Consider the following 23,502-nt stretch of genomic DNA (forward strand, 5'->3'; position numbering starts at 1 on the left):
TACCTTGTACAAGCGGCCCTTGCTGTCGAAGATCGGGTTGTAGGAGGCCTCCAGGTAGACCGTCTGGCCATGTTTGTCGACACGCTCGAAACGGTGCGAGTGGTATTCGCCGCGGTTGAGCGATGCCCAGAACTCGCGGTACTCGGCCGATTCGCGCTCATGCGCCAGGCAGAACAGCCCGTGATGGCGACCGACCACCTCGTCCAGGCGATAGCCCATGGTGTCGAGGAAGTTCTGGTTGGCCTTGATCACCCGGCCTTGCGGGGTGAATTCGATCACCGCCATGGAGCGGCTGATGGCCTTGAGCAGGCTTTCGCTCTCGTGCTCCTCCATCACTCGCTGGCTGATGTCGGATGCCACCTTGATAACGCTGGTGACCTGGCGCTGCTCGTCCAGTACCGGCATGTAGCTGGCTTCCAGCCAGACTTCGCGGCCGGCCTTGTCGATGCGCTCGAAGGTACCGCTGATGGCCTTGCCCTGCCCCAGTTCACGCCACAATTGCTGGTATTCGGCGCTTTTCGCGTAGCCAGGGTCGCAGAACAGCCGATGATGTTTGCCGCGCAACTCCTCGGCGCTGTAGCCCATGGCTTGGCAGAAGCGCTCATTGGCATCGAGGATCGTGCCGTCGGGGGTGAACTCGATCATTGCCATGGAGCGGCTGATCGCCGCCAGCTTGGCCTGCAAGCTGGCCAATGCCTGATGACTGCGCTGGATTTCGACCAGATCGGACTTGCGGTGGAAATCGAACATGACGCCGGGCTCCTGTATGCGCGGTGTCCTGAGCATAGATCGCCTGACGTAAGTCGTGGTTTTTGTGGCGCCTGTGAGATCGAGCGCCGCCCGCGCGGCGCTTCGCAGCACAAGGCTGCTCCTACATCAGTTTCGGGCCAATTATTCTGTGAGGTTTGTGCGCGAACGCTCCGGCGCATGGCTCGATATCGGGTTGTACGAACAAGGCGGTCGCGTGCACTGGCACAGGCGTGACTGGCCTGAAACAGATGTAGGAGCAGCCTTGTGCTGCGAAGCGCCGCGCGGGCGGCGCTCGGTCTCGAAACCACCACACCACTCAAGACAAACTCAGGAACTCTCCCGCACCATCAACTCGAAGCCCAGGTCCTGCTGCGCATTCGGCACCCGCTTGCCATCGAGCAACGCCAGCAGCGCCTGCGCAGCACCGCGCCCCACAGCGGCGCGAGGCGTGCGAATCGAGGTCAGCCGCGGCACCATGTGCGCCGAAGCCGGCAGGTCGTTGAAACCGACCATCGCCACCTGCCGCGGCACCTCCACCCCTTGGCGCAATGCCTGCAGCACCGCGCCCTGGGCCAGGTCGTCGTTGCAGAAGAAGATACCGTCGACATCCGGCGCCTGCCGCATCAGTTGGCTGAACAACTCGCTGCCCAAGGCAATGGAAGAAGGCTCCGGCGTCAGCACTTCAAGCTCGGTCGCCTGCAAGCCGGCCTCGGCCAACGCCTGGCGGAACCCTTCGGCACGCTGCATCACTCGTGGGTCCAGCTGTGCGGCAATGAACCCCAGGCGCTTGCGCCCGCGCTCGATCAGGTGGCGGGCGGCGGCGCGCCCGGCCTGCTGCTGCGAGAAGCCGACGGACAATGCACCAGCTTCGCCATTCAGTTCCATCATGTGCACACAAGGTACGCCACTGGCCGCCAGCATCTGCCGCGATGCCTCGCTGCGCTCGAAACCGGTCAGCAGCATGCCGCAGGGCTGATAGGCCAGGTAGTTGCGGATGAGGTTCTCCTCTTCGGCAAGATCGTAGTGATAGTTGCCGATCAGCACCTCGAGCCCGCGCGGGCGCATGACCTCATGAATGGCTTCCAGCGTGTCGATGAACAGCTGGTTGGACAGCGACGGGATCAACACCACCACCGACTGGCTGCGCGCCGAAGCCAGGGCACGGGCCGCCGGGTTGGCCACGTAGCCAAGGCTCGCTGCGGCAGCAACGACCTTTTCCACCAACTCCGGCGCAACCGTGCTGACCCCACGCAGGGCGCGCGAGGCGGTAATCGGGGAAACCCCGGAAAGCCTGGCAACTTCTGCCAGGGTGGGACGACCTGTGGTACGGGAGCCGGTGCGGGACATGGATGTTGTAATTTTACTACTTGCAAGGAAAGGGAACGGCCACTAAGGTAGCGCTGTCTCAGGACGCAGGCAATGTAATCTTTGGCAGCAGCCAACGCGCGCTCGCCGCCAAGCGTCCATACTGCGTAGGGACAAGACCAATAACACCGGGGAGGTGGCTGTTCGTCGACAACGAGACAGCGCTATCTCACCCGCAGGAGGTACTGATGAATTCTCCCCTGTCCGCCATCGTGGTGATGGGCGTGGCCGGTTGCGGCAAAAGCTGCATCGGCGCTGCCATCGCTGCCAGAAGCGGCGGCCGCCTGATCGAAGGTGACGCTTTCCACCCTGCCGAAAACATCCGCAAGATGAGCGCTGGCATCCCCCTGGACGACAGCGACCGTGCCGGTTGGCTGGTGCGTCTTGGTCAGGAACTGCAAGCCACGACCCAGGCCGGGGAACGTCCGATCCTGACCTGTTCGGCCCTCAAGCGCCGCTATCGCGACTCCCTGCGCGACGCCATGCCCGGGCTGGTGTTCGTGTTCCTTGAGCTGTCACCCGCCGAGGCGGAGAAACGCGTGCTGGCCCGCCCCGGGCATTTCATGCCGGCGAGCCTCATCGATAGCCAATTCGCTGCCCTTGAGCCGCCATACGGCGAACCCCTGACCCTGGCGCTCGACGCCACCCAGCCCATCGAAGCGCTTGCCGAAGCGGTGGACAGCTGGCTAAAGGGCCGCAGTGAGCCGGGCCTGGCACAAACCGCCTGACCCAGGCGGCTTTCCCGGCCCAACCGAGACAGCGCTACCCTGCCCCTCAAGCGCAAGCAAATTTGCAAAAAAGCTACGCCAAAACAACGATAAGACCGAGGCCTTCAAACCATGTTCGGACTGGCTACTGATACCTTCCTGCTGCTCGACGCGCTGGTTACCATCGTCGGACTGATCCTGCTGATCACCCACTTCAAAGTCCATCCCTTCGTCGCACTGACCATCGCGGCCGGCTTCCTTGGCCTGACCTCCGGCATGCCGGTGGCCAAGGTCATGAAATCGTTCCAGGACGGTTTTGGCGGTGTTCTGGGCTTCGTCGGCATCGTGCTCGCCCTGGGCACCATGCTTGGCAAGCTGATGGCCGACTCCGGGGGGGCCGATCAGATCGCGCAAACCCTCATCCGCGCCTTCGGCAAGAAGAACGTGCACTGGGCGATGATGTTCGCCGCCTTCCTGGTGGGTATCCCGCTGTTCTTCGAGATCGGCTTCGTGCTGCTGATCCCGCTGGTGTTCATCGTTGCCCGACGCTCCGGCGTATCGCTGATCAAGATCGGCATTCCACTGCTGGCCGGCCTGTCGGTGGTGCACGGCCTGGTGCCCCCACACCCGGGCCCGCTGCTGGCGATCGGCATCTTCCATGCCGACATCGGCAAGACCATTTTCTATGGCCTGATCGTGGCGCTGCCTACCGCCATCATCGCCGGCCCGCTGTTCGGTAATTTCATTTCCCGCTACATCCCGGGCACCCCGTCCCAGGAGCTGATGGACCAGATCGCCAAGGAGTCCGACCAGGGCAATCTGCCGAGCTTCACCATCACCCTGGTCACCGTGCTGCTGCCGGTGGTGCTGATGCTGCTGAAGACCTTCGCCGACGTGGTGCTGCCTGCCGAGCACATCGTGCGCCAGTGGATGGACCTGATCGGCCACCCCATCACCGCCCTGCTCGCTGCCCTGCTGCTGGCCTTCTACACCTTTGGCTCGGCCCGTGGCTTCAACCGTCAGCAGATCATGAAGATGCTCGACCAGAGCCTGGCACCGACTGCGGCGATCGTGCTGATCGTGGGTGCCGGCGGCGGCTTCAAGCAGATGCTGGTAGACACCGGCGTGGGCAACGTGATCGGGCAGATGGCCGTACAGGCGGAGATTTCGCCCATCATGCTGGCCTGGCTGGTAGCAGCGGTAATCCGTATCGCCACCGGTTCCGCCACGGTCGCCACCATTACCGGTGCGGGCATCGTTGCACCGGTGATCGACCTGGTGCCGGGGGTCAACCGTGAGCTGCTGGTGCTGGCCACCGGCGCTGGCTCGTTGATTCTGTCCCACGTCAATGACGCAGGCTTCTGGCTGGTGAAGCAGTACTTCAACATGACCGTGGCGGAAACCTTCAAGACCTGGAGCATGATGGAGACCATCCTGTCGATCGTCGGCATCATCTTCATCATGTTGCTTTCGCTGGTGGTGTAACCGTTGATCGGGGTAATGGCACCTTGAAGCTTCGGGTAGGGCCGAAGGGAAGTATCAGCCCTACCAGAAGCAAAGGAGCCTGCCATGCCCCGCTCAAGCATCCTGCTGATTGCCCTGCTCGTCGCGCCGTTGGCCATTGCTGCCGGCACCGGCCCCACCTACCCCGACGACCCGCACAACCCGGCGCCCAAGCCGGGTGCGGACAGCACCCTCAACCCGATCGAAAAGCCCTTGCCGCGGGACACAGACCCACGCATAAAGGGCAACGACCCGGACAGCCCGCCAGCTCAACAGAATGACAACCGGGATTTGCCAGGGATGGATGGCAGTGGCTCGGAAGGTACCGGGCGGCAGGGAGCAGCCGATAATCAGCGTTGATCAATGCCCCTGAATGCAACTGTCTTGTTCAAATTCCAAAAGTTGCCGCAATCCCTGTAGGAGCGGCTTTAGCCGCGAAGAATCCAACGCGGTGATGGCACCGGCTGCGCCGGTGTTCGCGGCTAAAGCCGCTCCCACAGGGGCCCCCTTTGCTCACCACTGGCGCTTGTCCGGCCTGGTCAGCCCCAGCTTCTCGATCCGGTAACGCAGCATGTCCCGCGACAGCCCGAGCATGCGCGCAGACTTGGTCACGTTCCAGTCGGTGCGGTCCAGGGTCTTGCATACCAGGTCACGTTCCATGTCCGGCAGGCTGGTGCCGGGTTCGGGTTCGTGCCGAGGCATTTCGAACACCGCAGGCGCCGCCTGCTGCACCAGCGGCTCGTCGATCAAGGTCATGCACAGGTTGAGCTGGTGCGCCTGCACCACCTCGTTCGGCGCCAGCAGCACGGTCTGCTCCAGCATGTTGCGCAGTTCGCGCACGTTGCCTGGCCAGCTGTAACCGAGCATCAGGCTTTCCGCCTCGGCGGAAAAGCGCAGGTTCGGCTTGCCATAACGCCGGCCATGATGGGCCAGGAAATGCCGCGCCAGCAGCAGCACGTCCTGCCCGCGGGCATACAGGCGCGGTACTTTCAGGGCAATGATACGCAGGCGGAAGAACAGGTCGCGGCGGAACTTGCCCTGCTGCACCATCTGCTCCAGGTTGCAGTTGGTAGCGCTGATCACCCGCAGGTCGACCTTGCGCTCCTTCACCGCGCCAATCCGGCGGATACTGCGGTCTTCCAGCAACTTCAGCAGCTTGGCCTGGAGCACCAGGTCCATCTCGCCAATCTCGTCGAGGAACAAGGTGCCCCCATCGGCAGCCTCCACCAGGCCCACCCTGCGCTCCTTGGCATCGGTAAAGGCGCCCTTCTCGTGGCCGAACAGCTCGGCCTCCAGCAGGTTGGCCGGGATCGAGGCGCAGTTGAACTCGATGAACGGCCCCTTGCTGCGCGAACCATCGAAATGCAGGGCGCGGGCCACCAGCTCCTTGCCGGTACCGGTCTCGCCTTCGATCAGCACCGGTGGCAGGTCGTCGCTGGCCATGCGCCGTTCTGCATCCAGCACTTGGCGCAGGGTGTGCTTGAGGGTGAGCATCGCCGGTGATTCACCGATCAATGCCTGCAACCCGGACTTCTGCGCCTCGCGCTCCTGGTAGAACGACAACGTGCGCTCCATGCGCTCGGCGGCCAGCGCCTTGTCCAGAGTCAGCTTGAGCTCGGCCAGCACCACGGGCTTGGTCAGGTAATGGAAGGCGCCCTCCTTCATTGCCTGCACGGCATCTTCCACGTTGCCATAGCCGGTCATCATGATCACTTTCAGGTCCGGCACCTGCGCCACCAAGGTACGCAGCAGGTCGTGCCCGCTCATGCCCGGCAGCGAGTTGTCGGTCAGCACCGCATCGGGCTGGCCCCGTTTTATCTGCTCCAGCGCCAGCTCCGCGCTGTGGCACACGGTGACCTCGAAGCCCTTGAGGCCGAGGTAGGTGCGAATATTGTCGGCGAGAATTTCATCATCCTCGACTACCAGGATACTGTGCTCCATGGTCCCCTCCCGCTGCGATATTGAATGTGAGGCTGACGCGGGTTCCTTCCTCTTCGCGGCTGCTCAGGCTGACCGAGCCGCCAAAACGCTCCATGATGCGTTTGACCAGGGCCAGGCCTACACCCAGGCCGCCCTGCTTGGTGGTGTAGAACGGCTTGAACACCATCCGTTCCTGCTGCTGGCTCATGCCGTTGCCGGTGTCACTAAGGACGAACTCGGCACGCTGCCCATCCTGCACATTGACCTGGGCGCACAGCATGCCACCCTCAGGCATGGCTTCCAGGGCATTGGAGAACAGGGTGTTGAGAATCTGCGTGAGCTGTAGCGGCTGGCTGGCCACCCATTGTGACCGGGGGCCTTCGTAGCAGAAGTGCACACCGTTGCGTTCGATCTGCTGGGCGAAGGCCAGGTGGGTGTCCTCGATGGCCGTCACCAGGTCCACGGCCTCGGCATCGTCACTGGTCGGGCGCAGCGACACCAGCAGGTCACGCACCCAGCGCGACATGCGGTCGACCTGGCTGATGATGTCGGTGATGTTCTTCTGCGCCGCGGGGTTGGCGATTTCCTGAGCCAGTTCGGCGCTGGAGCGAATGTTGGCCAGCGGGTTGCGCAAGCTATGCGCCACGGCCGAGGACATCTCGCCCAGGGCCACATAGGTTTCACTGGCCACCAGCCGGTCCTGCTGCAGGTGCAGCAGCTGCGCGGCGCGGCGCACGATCCAGAACAGGCCGAAGTAGACCAGCGCCCCGCCCACCAGGGTAGAAGCCCAGATCAGCACATAACCGCGCTGGATGCGCCACACCAGGTCCTGCGGCTCCTTGTAGACTTCCACCATGGCCAGCACCTGTTCGCCCTGGCTGTCGAACAGCGGGATGTAGTTCTCGATGAACAGATAGCGCGGTTCACGCTGGAACTTCTGCTCTTCGCGGTCATCTTCGGCCTGGTGGTAGCTGGCCGATACCGCCTTGCGCGAGCGGAAGGCGCGGTCCAGGTCACCATCGGCCTCGATTCGCTTGCCGATCAGCTCCCGGTTGGTCGACCAGACAATGGTGCGGTCGCGGGCATAGACGTTGGCCAGCAAGGTGTCCGGCAGGTGCTCCACATGGTCGAGGAACTCGACCCGGGTCGATTCGGCCAGCTCCGGGGTGAACTGCAAGTGCTGCTGGTCCAGGCGCGGGTCAAGCAACTCGCCCATGGTGGTGCCCGGCGGCAACTGCGAATGACGTACTTCGGCCTGGGCCATGGCCTGGATGAACTGGGCGGTGAGCATGGCATCGCGCTCGACGCTGTCGCGCACCACGAAACGCGTCGACACATAACCCAGCCCGCCCGCCACCGAGGCGATGATCAGCAGGCTTATGACCGAAAACCAGCGCAGCAGGTTGAATTCGCGCAATGGCACGGCCACACCGTTGGCGGTAGTACTGGCCTTGTCAGGAACTTCTTTATCCAGCATCTGCATCGCGTGCTTCCCGCCCAGGGCGTCCATTCAGAAATGCATCAAGGCGACAAATAGTAGCCAATTGATAGCACTTCACCCGTGCAGCCGCAGCCGCCATTTGTCGTGTGTCGCGCTCTGCCTGTCACATTGCAAGAACCCAGCCAGCCAACATACCAATTAAATTTATCTTTTATTATCAATCGCTTGCAGGCTCATCTTAAATTACCTTGGAGGGCTATCCCCCACGTTTGGGGGTTTTCACCCAAAAAACTTCAAATCCTTCATAAACAATGAGATAGGAGCATTTATTAATGTAAGTCAGGAGCCATTGACCAGCCGGAAACTCAGCGAAACCCGGGTGCCATGGCCTTCACTGCTGCTGAGGCGGACACCGCCCCCGAAGCGTTCCATGATGCGTTTCACTAACACCAGGCCTACGCCCAACCCACCCTGCTTGGTGGTGAAGAAAGGCCGGAAGGCCATGCGCTGCTGCTGTTCGGTCATGCCTTTGCCGTTGTCGGACAGGCGCAGGGTCAGGTTACGCCGGTCATGGCGCACCACCTCGACACGCAACCGCCCACCCTGCTCCATCGACTCCAGGGCGTTGGCGATCAGGCTGCTGAAAATCTGCCGCAGTAACACCGGATGCCCCAGCACCTGCACGGCCGGTATCGGTTGCAGGTCAAGGCTCACTCCGCCGCGCGCCAGCGGCACTGCGTAGGTCTGCAGGCTTTCCTGCAATGCCAGCGGCAAATCGACCGCCACGGCCTCATCGTTGAGCGGGCGCAAGGACTGCAACATCTGGCGGATCCACTGCGACATGCGGTCGACCTGGCTGATGATGTCGTTGACGTTGCGCTGCGCCGGGCCATCGTCGAACGCCTGGGCCAACTCGGCACTGGAACGGATGCTGGCCAGCGGGTTGCGCAGGCTATGGGCCACCGCCGAGGACACCTCGCCCAGTGCCACGTAGGTTTCGTTGCTGATCAGCCGCTTCTGCTGCACCGCCAGCAGGCGCGCGGCGCGGTGCATGATGCCGTACAGGCCTACATAGACCAGCGCGGCACCGATGGTGATCGCCAGCCAGATCAGGATCAGCCCATGCTCGATGCGCACGATCAGGTCATGGGGCTCCTTGTAGATCTCGACCATCGCCGTGACCTGCTCGCCATCGGCATCGAACAGCGGAATATAATTTTCGATGAACAACTGCTCGGGTGGGATGACGAACTTCTGCTCGACGCGGGCCTGGTCGAAGTTGTGGTAACTGGCCGAGACTCGCATCTTGTACTCGAAAGCCTGCTCCAGGTCCTCGTCGCCTTCTATCAGCTTGCCGACCAGGGCTGGGTTGCTGGACCAGATCACCGTACGGTCCGGGGCATAGATGTTGGCCAGCAGCATGTCGGGCAGGTGCGCGATGTGGTCCAGGAACTCGCCACGCGCCCTGCGCCGGGCGTCCGGGTCGACATCGAGCAGGTTGGCGCGGTCGATGCGGGGGTCAAGCAGTTCACCCATGGTGCGCACATTGGGGATCGACACATGGCGCACTTCGGCATCGGCGATGGAGGTGATGAACTGCGCGGTGAGCAAGGCATCGCGCTCGATGCTCTCGTCGACGATGAAGCGGCTGGAAATCAACCCCAGCCCGACCGCTACCGAGAGGATGATGGCCAGGCTGACCCAGGCGTACCAGCGCAGCAGATTGAACGGCTTGCGTGAGGTGGCCAGTTCGTTACCGGCGGGTACTTCAATAACGTCGGAACAAGGGGCGATGTCCATGGCGGACTCCACAACTGAGCACCTTCAGAAGGTTATAGCCCAGAGTTGGGGAAACCATCGGGTCAGCTTGGTGGCATCCGCCGAAGGGTATTGTCTTGTTTCCCGTATTGAACGCACCTGCCTTGCAAAAATCCGATGCTCCCACGGCCCCTGTGGGAGCGGCTTTAGCCGCGAACACCGGCGCAGCCGGTGCCATGCACCGCGTTGGATTCTTCGCGGCTAAAGCCGCTCCCACAGGTGTCGCACCAGATTTGAAAGGGGCTACAGAGGCTAATCACTCGTCAACCCCTGCAAGCGGCGGTACTCCCGCAGCACATTCGGTACATAGCGCCGGGTCTCGGCAAACGGCGGTACCGCACCACGGCGCAACACTGCTTCGGGGCCGGCGTTGTAGGCCGCCACGGCCAGGGTGATGTCATTGTCGAACAAATTGAGCATGCGCTTGAGGTAGCGGGCCCCGCCCTGCACGTTGTCTTCCGGGTCCAGGCGGTTTTCCACGCCCATCTCGCGGGCAGTATCCGGCATCAATTGCATCAGCCCCACCGCGCCCGCTGGCGAACGCGCCTTGGGGTTGTAACCGGACTCGGCCTTGATCACCGCATGCAGCAACGCCGGGGGTACGTCGTGGGTGCGCGCCGCGGCGGCGACCAGCTTGGCGTAGGGGCGGCCGGTGATGAGCTGCGCGTTGGCCGGGCCGGCCTGAGCCTTCGGCTCGCTGATCACCGTTTCATAGAGGCGCCCGGGTCGATGGACGTTGGTCAGTATGTAGCTGCCTTTGGCGTCGATGGAAATGTACACATCGGCCTGGGCAGCACCTGCCACCAGCCAGATCAAACCGAGAATGAGTCCACGCATGTCGGTCGCCTCTTCGTGGTCTCCCCCGATGTTGGGGGATATACCCCGGAAAACCCGGGGTCGATGACCACGACGCAAGCACTGTGCCGCTTCGCGTGCCGCATGGTGCAAGGCGCCAGCGCAGGCGTGCACGGCTGTTGCATGGAGCCTGCAAAAGCTTGTCCCCATGCAGCGGAGGGCTTCACCATGCAGCGCAGAACCAACCCTCAACGTGGCTTCACCCTGCTCGAACTTTTGGTGGTGCTGGTGGTGCTCGGCCTGTTGGCCGGTATCGTCGCGCCCAAGTACTTCAGCCAGCTCGGCCGCTCCGAGGCCAAGGTGGCGCGGGCGCAGATAGAGGGGCTGAGCAAGGCCCTGGACCTGTACCGCCTGGAAGTCGGCCACTACCCCAGCAGTGAGCAGGGCCTGCAGGCCTTGGTGGTCGCCCCCAATGGCGAAGCGCGCTGGACCGGCCCGTACCTGCAGAAGGCCGTGCCGCAAGACCCGTGGGGCCGCGCATACATCTACCGGCAACCCGGCGAGAACGGCGGTGAGTACGACCTGCTGTCGATGGGCAAGGACGGCCAGCCCGGTGGCGACGGGGAAAACGCAGAAATCACCAGTTGGCAGTAGGGAGAACGGCCATGCGCTACAGCCTCAAGGCCCTGGGCAGGCAGGGTGTGGTGCAGTTGCAGATCGACGCCGAGGACGCCGACCAGGCCCGCCGCCAGGTCGAGGACCAGGGCTTGCGCGTGCTCAGCCTGCGTGGCCACGGCGGCGCCTTGCGCGGCATGGCCTGGCGCCGCGAAGCAAGCTTTGACCTGGTGCTGTTCAGCCAGGAACTCTCGACCCTGCTCAACGCCGGCCTGCCGCTGATCGACGCGCTGGAAAGCCTGGCGGAAAAGGCCCCCGCAGCCGCAGCGCGCAAAGTGCTCGCCGAACTGGTCCGCCAACTGTACGAAGGCCGCTCGCTGTCCCAGGCCCTGGGCCAGCAGCCACGGGTGTTCCCGCCGCTATACGTGGCGCTGGTGCAGTCCAGCGAGCGTACCGGCGCGCTCGGCGACGCCCTCGCCCGCTACATAAGCTACCGCCAGCGCCTGGACCTGGTCCGGCAGAAGCTGGTGGGTGCCTCGGTCTACCCGATGCTGCTATTGCTGGTGGGCGGTGGCGTGGTGCTGTTCCTGCTTGGCTACGTGGTGCCGCGTTTCAGCCAGGTGTTCGAGGGCATGGGCACCGAGTTGCCCTGGCTGTCTCGGCTGCTGATGCAGGTCGGGCTGTTCCTGCATGCCCAGCAACTACCGCTGGCATTGGGCGCCCTCGGTGCGGCCACTGCGCTGTGGCTGCTGCGCCGCCAGCCATGGGTACGGCGCTGGGCAGCCTGCCAGCTGCGGCGCCTGCCGGCACTTCACCAACGCCTGATGATGTACGAACTGGCGCGCTTCTATCGCTCGTTGGGCATCCTGCTGCAAGGCGGTATCCCCATCCTCACCGCCATGGGCATGGCCCGCGGCCTGCTCGGCAGCGCGGCGGCCGAGGGCCTGGAGCACGCCAGCCAGCGGGTCGCCGAAGGGTTGCCGCTGTCCGATGCACTGGAGGCCGGGCAACTGGTGACGCCGGTATCGTTGCGCCTGCTGCGCGCCGGCGAGCAGTCCGGCAACCTGGGCGAGATGCTGGAGCGCTGCGCCGACTTCCATGACCAGGAAATCGGCCGCTGGGTGGAATGGTTCGTCAAGCTGTTCGAACCGCTGCTGATGACCTTCATCGGCCTGCTGATCGGCCTGATCGTGATCCTGATGTACATGCCGATCTTCGAACTGGCCTCGAGCATTCACTGAAATCTCAGGCCCAGGATGAAAGCCCACGACCGAGCTGGCCATGTCTGCAATCGATGAATGATCTGCTCATATCATTCATCGTGATAATAACCTTCGTCCCGTTCGATTCGTGCCTCACGCGCAAGACACTCACACTCCGCCCACTACTAATACATTGGCGGAGTTCTCCATGGAACAATCATTCAAACCCTTGCGCTTCCCCCTCGCTGCCCTGGCAGTGGTGGTGATCAGCGCTTGTGGCCGAACCCCAGACGCAGTGCAGGCTCCCACCGCGCCGAAGGTCAGCGTGGCCAAGGTGATCGAGCAACCGATCAATGAATGGGACGAGTTCACCGGCCGCCTCGAAGCCCCGGAAACCGTCGAGGTACGCCCACGGGTCTCCGGCCAGATCGACCTGGTCGCCTTCACCGAAGGCGCCCAGGTCAAGAAAGGCGACCTGTTGTTCCAGATCGATCCACGCCCGTTCCAGGCAGAGGTCCGCCGCCTCGAAGCCCAACTGCAGCAGGCCAAGGCCACCGCCATTCGCAGCGCCAACGAAGCCCGCCGTGGCGAACGCCTGCGTGACAGCAACGCCATTTCCGCAGAACTGGCCGAATCGCGTAGCAGCGCCGCCGCCGAAGCCCGCGCCGGGGTCGACGCGATCCAGGCCCAGCTCGACCTGGCACGCCTGAACCTCAGCTTCACCCGTGTCACCGCGCCCATCAGCGGCCGTGTCAGCCGCGCCCAGTTCACCGCCGGCAACATCGTCACCGCCGATGTCACCCCGCTGACCAGCGTGGTCTCCACCGACAAGGTCTACGCCTACTTCGACGCCGACGAGCGCGTGTACCTCAAGTACACCCAGCTGGCCCGCGAAGGCCAGCGCGGCCAGAGCACCCCGGTGTACCTGGGCCTGACCAACGAAACCGGCAACCCGCACCTGGGCCAGATGAACTTCGTCGACAACCAGGTCAACCCGCGCACCGGCACCATCCGTGGCCGTGCGGTGTTCGACAACAGCGACGGCCAGTTCACTCCAGGCCTGTATGCACGCCTGAAGCTGGTGGGCAGCGCCCAGTACCAGGCCGTGCTGATCAACGACGAAGCCGTGGGCACCGACCTTGGCAAGAAGTTCGTGCTGGTCATGGACAAGGACAACAAGGCCGCCTACCGCGCCGTGGAGCTGGGGCCAAAGCTGGAAGGCCTGCGCATCGTGCGCAGCGGCCTGGGCAAGGACGACCGCATCGTGGTCAAGGGCCTGCAGCGTGTGCGCCCTGGCTCACCGGTCACCCCGGAAGAGACACCGATGGCCAGCGAACAGACCCTCGCCGCCCTCGCCCAGCAGCGCCAGGCCCTGGAGGCCAGCAACCCGGCGCCGAAGGTGGCGGGCAACAACGTGAAAGTCGCCAGCGCCCAGGCGCCACGCGGTTAAGGGACCACACCGATGAACTTCTCGAAATTCTTCATTACCCGGCCAATTTTCGCCGCGGTGCTGTCGCTGGTGCTGCTGATCGCGGGGTCGATCTCGCTGTTCCAGCTGCCGATCAGCGAATACCCCGAAGTGGTGCCGCCCACCGTGGTGGTGCGCGCCAACTTCCCCGGCGCCAACCCCAAGGTCATCGGCGAAACCGTCGCCGCGCCACTGGAGCAGGCGATTACCGGCGTGGAGAACATGCTGTACATGTCCTCCCAGTCCACCGCTGACGGCAAGCTGACGCTGACCATCACCTTCGCTCTGGGCACCGACCTGGACAACGCCCAGGTGCAGGTGCAGAACCGCGTCACCCGTACCCAGCCCAAGCTGCCAGAGGAAGTGACCCGCATTGGTATCACGGTCGACAAGGCCTCGCCCGACCTGACCATGGTCGTGCACCTGACCTCGCCGGACAACCGCTACGACATGCTCTACCTGTCCAACTACGCCATCCTCAACATCAAGGATGAGCTGGCGCGCCTGGGCGGCGTGGGCGATGTGCAGCTGTTCGGCATGGGCGACTACTCGCTGCGCGTGTGGCTGGACCCGAACAAGACCGCTTCGCGCAACCTCACCGCCAGTGATGTGGTGGCTGCGATCCGCGAACAGAACCGCCAGGTGGCCGCCGGCCAGCTGGGCGCCCCACCCGCCCCGGGTTCGACCAGCTTCCAGCTGTCGATCAACACCCAGGGTCGCCTGGTGAATGAGGAAGAGTTCGAGAACATCATCATCCGCGCCGGTGCCGATGGCGAAATCACCCGCCTGAAGGACATCGCCCGGGTCGAACTCGGTTCCAGCCAGTACGCCCTGCGCTCGCTGCTGAACAACCAGCCGGCGGTGGCCATCCCGATCTTCCAGCGCCCAGGCTCCAACGCCATCGAGATCTCCGACGAAGTGCGGGCGAAGATGGCCGAGCTGAAGAAGGACTTCCCCGAGGGCATGGACTACAGCATCGTCTATGACCCGACCGTGTTCGTCCGTGGTTCCATCGAAGCCGTGGTACACACCCTGTTCGAAGCGCTGGTGCTGGTGGTGCTGGTCGTCATCCTGTTCCTGCAGACCTGGCGTGCCTCGATCATCCCGCTGATGGCCGTGCCGGTATCGCTGATCGGTACCTTTGCCGTGATGCACCTGTTCGGCTTCTCGCTCAACGCGCTGTCATTGTTCGGCCTGGTCCTGGCCATCGGTATCGTGGTGGACGATGCCATCGTCGTGGTGGAGAACGTCGAGCGCAACATCGGCCTGGGCCTGAAACCGCTGGAAGCCACGCAAAAGGCCATGGGCGAAGTGACCGGGCCGATCATCGCCACCGCCCTGGTGCTGTGCGCGGTGTTCGTACCTGCTGCGTTCATTTCCGGCCTCACCGGGCAGTTCTACAAGCAGTTCGCCCTGACCATCGCGATCTCGACCGTGATCTCGGCGTTCAACTCGCTGACCCTGTCGCCGGCCCTGGCTGCCGTGCTGCTGAAGGACCACCATGCGCCCAAGGACCGTTTCTCGCGGTTCCTGGAAAAACTGCTGGGCAGCTGGCTGTTCGCCCCGTTCAACCGCTTCTTCGACCGCGCTTCCAGCCGCTACGTCGGCGGCGTGCGTCGGGTCATCCGCTCCAGCGGCATCGCCCTGTTCGTGTATGCCGGCCTGATGGGCCTGACCTACCTCGGCTTCTCGTCCACCCCGACCGGTTTCGTGCCGGCCCAGGACAAGCAGTACCTGGTGGCGTTCGCCCAGCTGCCTGACGCGGCCAGCCTCGACCGCACCGAAGCGGTGATCAAGCGCATGAGCGAAATCGCACTGAAGCAGCCTGGCGTGGCCGACTCGGTAGCCTTCCCTGGCCTGTCGATCAACGGCTTCACCAACAGCCCGAACAGCGGCATCGTGTTCACCCCGCTCAAGCCGTTCGACGAGCGCAAGGACCCGAGCCAGTCGGCGGCGGCCATCGCTGCTGCGCTGAATGCCCAGTTCGCCGACATCCAGGACGCCTACATCGCGATCTTCCCGCCACCGCCGGTACAAGGCCTGGGCACCATCGGCGGCTTCCGTCTGCAGATCGAAGACCGTGGCAACCTGGGCTACGAGGCGCTGTACAAGGAAACCCAGAACATCATCGCCAAGAGCCACAACGTGCCGGAACTGGCGGGCCTGTTCACCAGCTACCAGGTCAACGTGCCCCAGGTCGATGCCGCCATCGACCGGGAAAAGGCGAAGACCCACGGCGTGGCGATCACCGACATCTTCGACACCCTGCAGGTCTACCTGGGCTCGCTGTACACCAACGACTTCAACCGCTTTGGCCGTACCTATCAGGTCAACGTCCAGGCCGAGCAGCAGTTCCGCCTCGATGCCGAGCAGATCGGCCAGCTGAAGGTGCGCAACAACCTCGGCGAGATGATCCCGTTGGCGACCTTCCTCAAGGTCAGCGACACCTCCGGGCCTGACCGGGTGATGCACTACAACGGTTTCATCACCGCCGAGATCAACGGCGCCGCGGCACCGGGCTACAGCTCCGGCCAGGCCGAAGCTGCCATCGAGAAGCTGCTGAAGGAGGAACTGCCCAACGGCATGACCTTCGAGTGGACCGACCTGACCTACCAGCAGATCCTTTCGGGCAACACTGCGCTGTTCGTGTTCCCGCTGTGCGTGCTGCTGGCCTTCCTGGTGCTTGCCGCCCAGTACGAAAGCTGGAGCCTGCCGCTGGCAGTGATCCTGATCGTGCCGATGACCCTGTTGTCGGCCATCACCGGGGTGATCGTGTCGGGGGGTGACAACAACATCTTCACCCAGATCGGCCTGATCGTACTGGTGGGCCTGGCGTGCAAGAACGCGATCCTGATCGTCGAGTTCGCCAAGGACGAACAGGCCAAGGGGCTCGACCCGCTGGCTGCGGTACTGGAAGCCTGCCGCCTGCGCCTGCGGCCGATCCTGATGACCTCGATCGCCTTCATCATGGGTGTGGTTCCACTGGTGTTCAGCTCCGGTGCCGGTTCTGAAATGCGCCATGCCATGGGCGTGGCGGTGTTCTCGGGAATGATCGGGGTTACCGTGTTCGGCCTGTTCCTGACCCCGGTGTTCTTCTTCCTGATTCGCCGTTTCGTCGAGCGTCGCCAGGCCCGCAAGGCCGAACGCGCCCAATCGCTGGAGAGCCATGCATGAACCTGCTCAAACCCTTGACCCCGAGCTTGCTGGCGCTCGCTCTGGCGGCCTGTGCAGTAGGCCCGGACTACCAGGCGCCGGCCACCGAGCCCGCGCAGCTGGCCAGCGACATACAGGCCAAGGCCTACGACCGTAGCCGTTTCGAAAGCCTGTGGTGGAAGCAGTTCGACGACCCGGTGCTGAACCAGCTGGTGCAGGCTTCGCTGGATGGCAACCGTGACCTGCGCGTGGCCTTTGCCCGCCTGAAGTCGGCCCGTTCGATCCGTGAAGACGCCGAAAACGATCAGTTTCCGGTGGTCACCAGCCGCGCCAGCAGCGACATCGGCAAGGGCCAGATCCCCGGCCAAACCACGCAGCGGGTAAACAGTGAGCGCTACGACCTGGGCCTGGACATGGCCTGGGAGCTTGACCTGTTCGGCCGCATCCAGCGCCAGATCGAAGCCAGCGAAGCCCAGGAAGCAGCAGCCGCGGCCGACCTGCAGCAGCTGCAGGTCAGCCTGATCGCCGAACTGGTGGATGCTTACGGCCAGCTGCGTGGCGCGCAGTTGCGCGAGAAGATCGCCCTGGCCAACCTCAAGACCCAGCAGGAATCGCGGGCCATCACCGAAACCCTGCGCGATGCCGGCGTGGGCAACGACCTTGATGTGGTGCGGGCCGACGCGCGCCTGGCCGGGGTCGAAGCCACCGTGCCGCAACTGCAGGCGGAACAGGCACGGGCCCGGCATCGCATCGCCACCCTGCTCGGTCAGCGCCCCGAGGCGCTCAGCGTCGACCTGTCGCCCAAGGCCCTGCCGGCCATCGCCAAGGCGCTACCGGTGGGTGACCCGGGAGAACTGCTGCGCCGCCGCCCGGACATCCGCAGCGCCGAACGGCAGCTGGCGGCTGCCACCGCCAACGTTGGCGTGGCCACGGCCGACTTGTTCCCGCGCGTCAGCCTCAGTGGCTTCCTCGGCTTTACTGCTGCACGTGGTTCGCAGATAGGTTCCTCGGCAGCCAATGCCTGGGCGCTGGGCCCGAGCATAACGTGGGCCGCCTTCGACCTGGGCAGCGTGCGCGCCCGACTGCGCGGTGCCAAGGCCGATGCCGAAGGGGCACTGGCCAACTATGAACAGCAGGTGTTGCTGGCCCTGGAAGAATCGGCCAACGCCTTCAGCGACTACGACAAGACCCAGCAGCGGCTGTTGTCGCTGATGCGCCAGAGCGACGCCAGCCGCAAGGCGGCGGAACTGGCCTCGATTCGTTATCGCGAGGGTACGGTGGACTACCTGGTGCTGCTCGATGCCGAGCGTGAGCGGCTGAGCGCTGAAGATGCGCAGGCCCAGGGTGAAGTCGAGTTGTACCGCGGCATCGTCTCCATCTACAAGGCCCTGGGCGGCGGCTGGCAACCGGAGACCGTAGCCAGCGCGCGCTGATACACCCGCTTCAACGACTCCTTTGGTTGGCCCCTCCCCCAACCGTTTGCCCCGCAGGCCTTGGTCCGCGGGGCTTTTTTATGTTTTTTGGGGGTGTTTTTGGGGGTGCTCGCCACGACATCATCGTTGTCGTCGAGATCGAGCGCCGCCCGCGCGGCGCTTCGCAGCACAAGGCTGCTCCTACATCTGTTTCGGGCCAGTTATTCCTGAGGTAGAGGCGCGCGGCCCCTTGGCGTCCACGTCGATATCGTGTCGGACAAACAAGGCGGGCGCGCGCGCTGGCGCAGGCGTTACTGGCCTGAGACAGATGTAGGAGCAGCCTTGTGCTGCGAAGCGCCGCGCGGGCGGCGCTCGATTTATGCCCCACCGCAAAACCCGAAGCAGGCGCCACGCAACCCACACTCGGTTGCATTTACCCCCCGGCTAGCCCAAGCTCTGCCCTTCCCGCCGCCCCGGATCGTCCGATGCCCAGACGCAACCGCTACCTGATCGCCCTGCTGCTGTTGATCCTGGTATCGGCCCTGTTCGGCTACCTGTGGCGCGACGCTCCGCCAGCCCCGCCTACCCTGCCTGCGCACAGCTACGCCAAGGCCCTGCGCCAGGCCCATGAGGGCCAACCCGGCGCTGCACGGGTGCTGTACCAGCAACTGCAGCGCACCGACCTGCCGCCCATTCGCCGTGCCGCCTTGTATGCCGAACTGCCAAACTACCCTTCGCCCCAGGCATTGAAACTCGCCCGTCAGGACCTCGAGCATGCCGACCCGCAGGTGCGCCGTGCAGCCATCGCCGGTATTCGCCGCCTGCTGCCGGCGGCGCAACGCAGCCTGGTACTCGGCCCACTGCTGGACGACGACGAGCAAAGCGTGCGCTTTGCCGCGGTAGATGCCCTGCTCGGCCTTGCTCCGGATGACATCGGCCTTTATTTCGGCCCGCTACAGGTCGCCCTGGAGCAATACCAGCAGGCCCTCGAGCAACAACCCGAAGACGCCGACGCCCAAGTCCACCTGGCGCGCCTCTACCTGCACGAAAACGACTACACCCTGGCCGACACCGCCCTGCAGCGAGCCCTGGCGGTAGCGCCAGGCAACCTCGACGCACTGGCGACCCAGGTACGCCTGCTGGAGCGCCAGGGCTATCACGACGCCTCGCGTCAGATACTGGGCAAAGCCCTGGCGCTAAGCCCCGATTCGGCCTTTCTGCAGTACGAACTGGGGCTCTGGCTTAACCGTCACGAACAGCGCGAATACGCACTGCTGGCCTTGTCCCGCGCCGTCGAACTGGACCCGGACAACGCCGACTACCGCTATACACTGGCAGTCACCCTGCATGAACTGGAACAACTCGACGCCGCGCAAAAGCAACTGGAAATCGTGCTCAACCGCCAGCCGGCCAATCGCCGGGCACGGGTGTTGCTGATTAAGTACTGGAAGGAAACCGGCCAGTTGCAGAACGTGCAGGTGCTGCTGGCCGAGCTGGAGCGGCAGAACCCGGACGACCCAGTGTTGCAACAGGGCCTGTAGGCAACGTCCGAAAATTTGTTGAACCCCGGGGCTGTGCCCAGGGTCCAGTGGATATCGGACCACCCTTCAGGAGAGTGTGTTGTGGCCAGTTCGTTGGCGCTGGACGAACGTGCATTGATCCTGGCGCCCCCGCCAATAGCCGCGGATACTGCTCGCCTGCTCGCTTCTGCGGGTATCGACAGCCTGTGCGCGGTCGACCTGGCCAACCTGCAAGCCTGCCTGGCCGAAGGCGCAGGCCTGGCGATCATTGCCGAGCAAGCGTTCAAACAGGGCCCAAGTGCATTGCTGCAAGACTTCATCGACCAGCAACCGTGCTGGTCGGACTTGCCCATCGTGCTGCTCGGTCAAGGGAGCCAAGCGGCCAAGGGCTCGACCAACCTCCCGGTGGGCAACCTGGTCCTGCTGGTCGCACCATTCGAAAACGCCCAGCTGCTGCGCATGACCCAGTCCGCCCTGCGCAACCGGCGTCGGCAGTATCTGGCACGCGACCAGTTGCAAGACCTGCAGCAACGCCTTGACGCCAAGGCCGCACCTCCCGGCGAAGAGCAGCAACGCAGCGAGTTCGCCCGCCACCAGGCGCGCAAGATGGAGGCCATCGGCCAACTGGCCGGGGGGGTCGCCCACGACTTCAACAACCTGCTCACCAGCATTGGTGGCAGCTTCGAGCTGATTGACCGGCGCTTGCGCCAGGGTCGCAGCGATGGCCTGGACAACGTGCTGCACATGGGCCGCGAGGCGGTGTCACGCGCTGCGCGCCTGACCCACCGCCTGCTGGCCTTCTCTTCTCGGCAATCGCTGCACACCCAGCAGGTCGACCTGCACGACCTGCTCCAGGCAAAACGCCTGAAGGCTAGCGTGACCCCGACCGTGACCCTGCAGGTGCAAATCGCCAAGAACCTGTGGTCGGTCGAAGCCGATGACCAACAGTTACAGGAAGCCCTCGATAACCTGTTGCTCAATGCCTGCGAAGCCATGCCCAATGGCGGCCAGCTGCGCATCGAGGCAAGTAACCAGCACATCGGCGCCGGGCAATTCGCTGGCGGTGCCCTGTGCGCCGGCGACTATGTCCGCCTGCGAGTCATCGATGACGGCCAGGGCATGGCGCAAAGCACGCTGGAGCATGCCTTCGAGCCGTTCTTCAGCACCAAGGCGGTCGGCCAGGGCATCGGCCTTGGCCTGTCGATGGTTTACGGCTTCAGCAAGCAATCCCACGGACATGTCACCCTGCACAGCCAGATCGGCCAAGGGACCCGGGTGGACCTTTATCTGCCGCGCCACGTCGACCAGGGCCAGGCACCGGTCAAACCCGTACAACCCGTGCGAGGTTACCAAGGCCATCACGTGCTGGTAGTCGAGGACGACCCCCATGTACGCCAATTGCTCTGCCAGGCCCTGCGCGAGGATGGCTTCGCCTGCCACAGTGCCGCCGACGCCAATGAGGGCCTTAAGGTACTGCGTTCGACACAACCGGTGGATCTGCTGATCAGCGATGTCGGCTTGCCCGGCATGAATGGCCGCCAGTTGGCCGAGATTGCCCGCAACCTGCGCCCACGCTTGCCAGTACTGTTCATCACCGGCTATGCGGAAACGGCCATGGCCCGCGAGGGCTTCCTGGAGGCGGGGATGCACCTGATCAGCAAGCCCTTCGAGCTGAAGCAGCTGCAGGCCCAGGTGACCCAGATACTGGGCAAGCCCTGAACCGCTTCACTCCTCGAGCATGCGTAGCGCCTCATCCACCAGGTCCGCCAGCGGGAACGGCTTGTTCATCAATGCCGTGCCCGGCTGCTCGAGCAACTGCGCTTCGATCGGCTGACCTGCATAGCCGGTAATGAACAGGATCTTCTGCAACGGCAGCTGCATGCGCATGGCCTTGGCCACCTGGCGGCCACTGAAACCACCCGGCAAGCCGATGTCGGTGATCACCAGGTCGAACGGGCCGTCATGGCGGAAGCGCTCCAGTGCGCTATTGGCGTCGCCCACATCAATGACTTCGAACCCACGTTCGGTCAGGTACTCGCACATCACAGCACGCAAACCGAGCTCGTCATCGACCAGCAACAGGCGCTGCCTCCCGGCCATGCGCTGCGTCCGGCGCACAACCGCAGGCGCCTCGGGTACCGGGTCATGCCACCTTGGAAAAAGCATGCAGACCTTGGTGCCCTGGTTCGGCGCCGACTCGATCCAGGCGTAGCCCCCCGACTGGCCGACAAACCCATATACCATCGACAAACCAAGGCCTGAGCCACGCCCGACCGGCTTGGTGGTGAAGAATGGTTCAAAGGCCCTGGCAATATCCACGGCCGGCATGCCATGGCCATCATCCTCCACATGCAACGCAACGTAGTCGCCTGGTGGCAGGCCGCTCTCATCCGGGAAACACGTTGTCAGCCGCTGGTTGATGCTGCGCAGCGTGACGTTTCCACGATCAAGGCACGCTTCGCGGGCGTTGGTGCAAAGATTGATCAAGGCATTTTCCAGCTGGGAAACATCAAGGTTCACCGCCCACGGCGTGACATCCAGCTGCCAGTGCAAGCGCATCTCGGCGCCCAGCGTGCTCCGCAGCAGTGGTTCGCTCAAGCGCAACTGCCGGTTGAAGTCCAGTGGCCTGGGCGCCAAAGGTTGATGACGGGAAAACGCCAGCAGGCGATGGGTCAGCTCCATGGCACGCTGCACCGAATCTCGCGCGACCTCGACATACGCCTCCACCCGCTCCAGCCGTCCTTCCTGCACGCGCCGCTGAAGCAGTTCGAGGCTGCCACCGATGCCGGACAACAAGTTGTTCAGTTCATGGCCCATGCCCCCGGCCAACTGCCCAACCACCTCCAGACGCTCGTTGTTGCGCATCAGCGTTTCGGATTGACGAGCAGCCTCCTCACGTTCCCCGGTGATATCCCGGCCAACGGCAGTCAGCAGGCTGCCATCGAACCGTGCACTCCAGCGAAAACAGTGGTAATGGCCATCGCGGTGGCGCAGGCGCGTCTCTATCTGCTCGGTATCCTGGTACTGCAGGCACCCGGAAACAGCCACCTCTACCTCAGCGCGATCTGCCGGATGTACCAGGTCCAGCACCGGAGTGCCCAGTACCTGCTCTTCAGACCAGCCCAGGATGCGATACCAGGCGGGGTTGGCGGCACACACCTTCAGCTCGGGAGTGACGGTCATCATCGCATCACGCGACAGCTGCCAGAACTGCTCGCGCTCCACCAGGTGTCGCTCGACCTGCCGCTGGAATTCTTGCGCCTGCTCCCGCCAGTGGCGATGCGCCTCGACGCTGGCCGTGGTTTCGATCACCGCGTGCAGAAACCCTGCCACGTTGCCCAGTTCATCGTGCAACGGTGTGTAACCGAACGCACACCACAACGGCTCCCCGCCTTGGCCGCAGCCAATACGCAGTGGTGGGTCCTCGACAAAGCTCGAGCGCCCCTCGAGCGCCTTGAACACCCACGGCCCCATCGCCGGCCATTCATCGCTCCACAGCGCATCGAAGGGCATGCCCAATGCATCCGGGGCAACCCGCCGCAATGCCCGATAGCCTTCATTGTGGACCACGCTGAGGTCTGGTCCCCAGACCACGGCACACGGGAACGGTGACAATTGCATCATGTCGACGGCAATGCGTAACGAAGCCGGCCAGCGCGGCAGCGGCCCGAGCGGTGTACGCCCCCAGTCGAACCGTGCAATCCGTTCGCCCATGAGGTCAACCGGTGCCAGCACAGACGGCTGCAGGATGACCATCGACGCAGGCTCGCGCGGCGTACCATTTGTGACCACTGTCGTGACTCCAGCATGATTCAGAAAAAGTACGGGCGCTG

Annotated in this window: 16 protein-coding genes and 1 pseudogene; 10 read left to right on the top strand and 7 right to left on the bottom strand. The window is 63.9% G+C overall.

Annotated features, from left to right (window positions below):
• Positions 1-15: 15 nt before the first annotated feature.
• Both M1D87_RS14565 and gntR read right to left on the bottom strand, forming a co-directional pair.
• Positions 16-786: pseudogene (locus M1D87_RS14565) on the bottom strand (PAS domain-containing protein); the annotation flags it as partial.
• Between the two features lie 291 nt (positions 787-1,077).
• Positions 1,078-2,097: an HTH-type transcriptional regulator GntR gene (gntR, locus tag M1D87_RS14570; protein WP_024087200.1), complete on the bottom strand. Its 1,020-nt coding sequence runs from the start codon at positions 2,095-2,097 to the stop codon at positions 1,078-1,080.
• A gap of 206 nt (positions 2,098-2,303) precedes the next feature.
• On the opposite strand from gntR, the gene M1D87_RS14575 reads away from it, so the two are divergent.
• The 3 genes from M1D87_RS14575 (at position 2,304) to M1D87_RS14585 (ending at position 4,685) form a co-directional block, all read left to right on the top strand.
• On the top strand, positions 2,304-2,843 hold the full coding sequence (locus M1D87_RS14575; RefSeq protein WP_421091796.1) for a gluconokinase: 540 nt from the start codon (positions 2,304-2,306) through the stop codon (positions 2,841-2,843).
• 111 nt (positions 2,844-2,954) lie between these two features.
• Positions 2,955-4,307, top strand: a complete 1,353-nt coding sequence (locus tag M1D87_RS14580; RefSeq protein WP_015270532.1) for a GntP family permease — start codon at positions 2,955-2,957, stop codon at positions 4,305-4,307.
• Between the two features lie 84 nt (positions 4,308-4,391).
• On the top strand, positions 4,392-4,685 hold the full coding sequence (locus M1D87_RS14585; RefSeq protein WP_123085199.1) for a hypothetical protein: 294 nt from the start codon (positions 4,392-4,394) through the stop codon (positions 4,683-4,685).
• A 153-nt stretch (positions 4,686-4,838) separates the two neighbouring features.
• Here the strand turns inward: M1D87_RS14585 and M1D87_RS14590 are convergent, their stop codons facing one another.
• The 4 genes from M1D87_RS14590 to M1D87_RS14605 form a co-directional block, all read right to left on the bottom strand.
• Entirely contained in the window at positions 4,839-6,266 is a 1,428-nt protein-coding gene (locus tag M1D87_RS14590) for a sigma-54-dependent transcriptional regulator (protein ID WP_015270534.1), read from the bottom strand.
• A complete protein-coding gene (locus tag M1D87_RS14595) occupies positions 6,235-7,728 on the bottom strand; it encodes a sensor histidine kinase (protein WP_123085207.1) in 1,494 nt (497 codons plus the stop codon). Before M1D87_RS14595 ends, M1D87_RS14590 begins: the two co-directional genes overlap by 32 nt.
• Before the next feature lie 297 nt (positions 7,729-8,025).
• Positions 8,026-9,486, bottom strand: coding sequence for a sensor histidine kinase (locus M1D87_RS14600; protein ID WP_123085198.1), 1,461 nt, complete (start codon positions 9,484-9,486; stop codon positions 8,026-8,028).
• Between the two features lie 270 nt (positions 9,487-9,756).
• Positions 9,757-10,341 carry a lytic transglycosylase domain-containing protein gene (locus M1D87_RS14605; protein ID WP_039614709.1) on the bottom strand — a complete coding sequence of 195 codons (585 nt, stop codon included), beginning with the start codon at positions 10,339-10,341 and terminating at the stop codon, positions 9,757-9,759.
• A gap of 186 nt (positions 10,342-10,527) precedes the next feature.
• Between M1D87_RS14605 and gspG the strand changes: the two genes are divergently transcribed.
• From gspG to M1D87_RS14640, 7 genes are all read left to right on the top strand, one after another.
• Positions 10,528-10,953, top strand: a complete 426-nt coding sequence (gene gspG, locus M1D87_RS14610) for a type II secretion system major pseudopilin GspG (protein ID WP_003258264.1) — start codon at positions 10,528-10,530, stop codon at positions 10,951-10,953.
• A gap of 11 nt (positions 10,954-10,964) precedes the next feature.
• The gene (locus M1D87_RS14615) at positions 10,965-12,155 is read left to right on the top strand and encodes a type II secretion system F family protein (protein WP_123085197.1); all 1,191 of its coding nucleotides are present in this window, start codon (positions 10,965-10,967) and stop codon (positions 12,153-12,155) included.
• 169 nt (positions 12,156-12,324) lie between these two features.
• Positions 12,325-13,566, top strand: a complete 1,242-nt coding sequence (gene mexE, locus M1D87_RS14620) for a multidrug efflux RND transporter periplasmic adaptor subunit MexE (protein WP_015270540.1) — start codon at positions 12,325-12,327, stop codon at positions 13,564-13,566.
• A 12-nt stretch (positions 13,567-13,578) separates the two neighbouring features.
• Positions 13,579-16,758 (top strand): efflux RND transporter permease subunit, encoded by a 3,180-nt coding sequence (locus tag M1D87_RS14625; RefSeq protein WP_039614707.1) that lies wholly within the window; start codon positions 13,579-13,581, stop codon positions 16,756-16,758.
• Positions 16,755-18,170: an efflux transporter outer membrane subunit gene (locus tag M1D87_RS14630; protein ID WP_061304537.1), complete on the top strand. Its 1,416-nt coding sequence runs from the start codon at positions 16,755-16,757 to the stop codon at positions 18,168-18,170. Before M1D87_RS14625 ends, M1D87_RS14630 begins: the two co-directional genes overlap by 4 nt.
• A gap of 464 nt (positions 18,171-18,634) precedes the next feature.
• A complete protein-coding gene (locus tag M1D87_RS14635) occupies positions 18,635-19,690 on the top strand; it encodes a tetratricopeptide repeat protein (RefSeq protein ID WP_039614706.1) in 1,056 nt (351 codons plus the stop codon).
• Between the two features lie 81 nt (positions 19,691-19,771).
• Positions 19,772-21,388, top strand: a complete 1,617-nt coding sequence (locus M1D87_RS14640; RefSeq protein ID WP_123085194.1) for a response regulator — start codon at positions 19,772-19,774, stop codon at positions 21,386-21,388.
• Between the two features lie 6 nt (positions 21,389-21,394).
• Here the strand turns inward: M1D87_RS14640 and M1D87_RS14645 are convergent, their stop codons facing one another.
• Positions 21,395-23,425 carry a hybrid sensor histidine kinase/response regulator gene (locus tag M1D87_RS14645; RefSeq protein ID WP_123085206.1) on the bottom strand — a complete coding sequence of 677 codons (2,031 nt, stop codon included), beginning with the start codon at positions 23,423-23,425 and terminating at the stop codon, positions 21,395-21,397.
• Positions 23,426-23,502: the final 77 nt, after the last annotated feature.

The sequence above is a fragment of the Pseudomonas sp. SA233 genome (assembly GCF_054792385.1).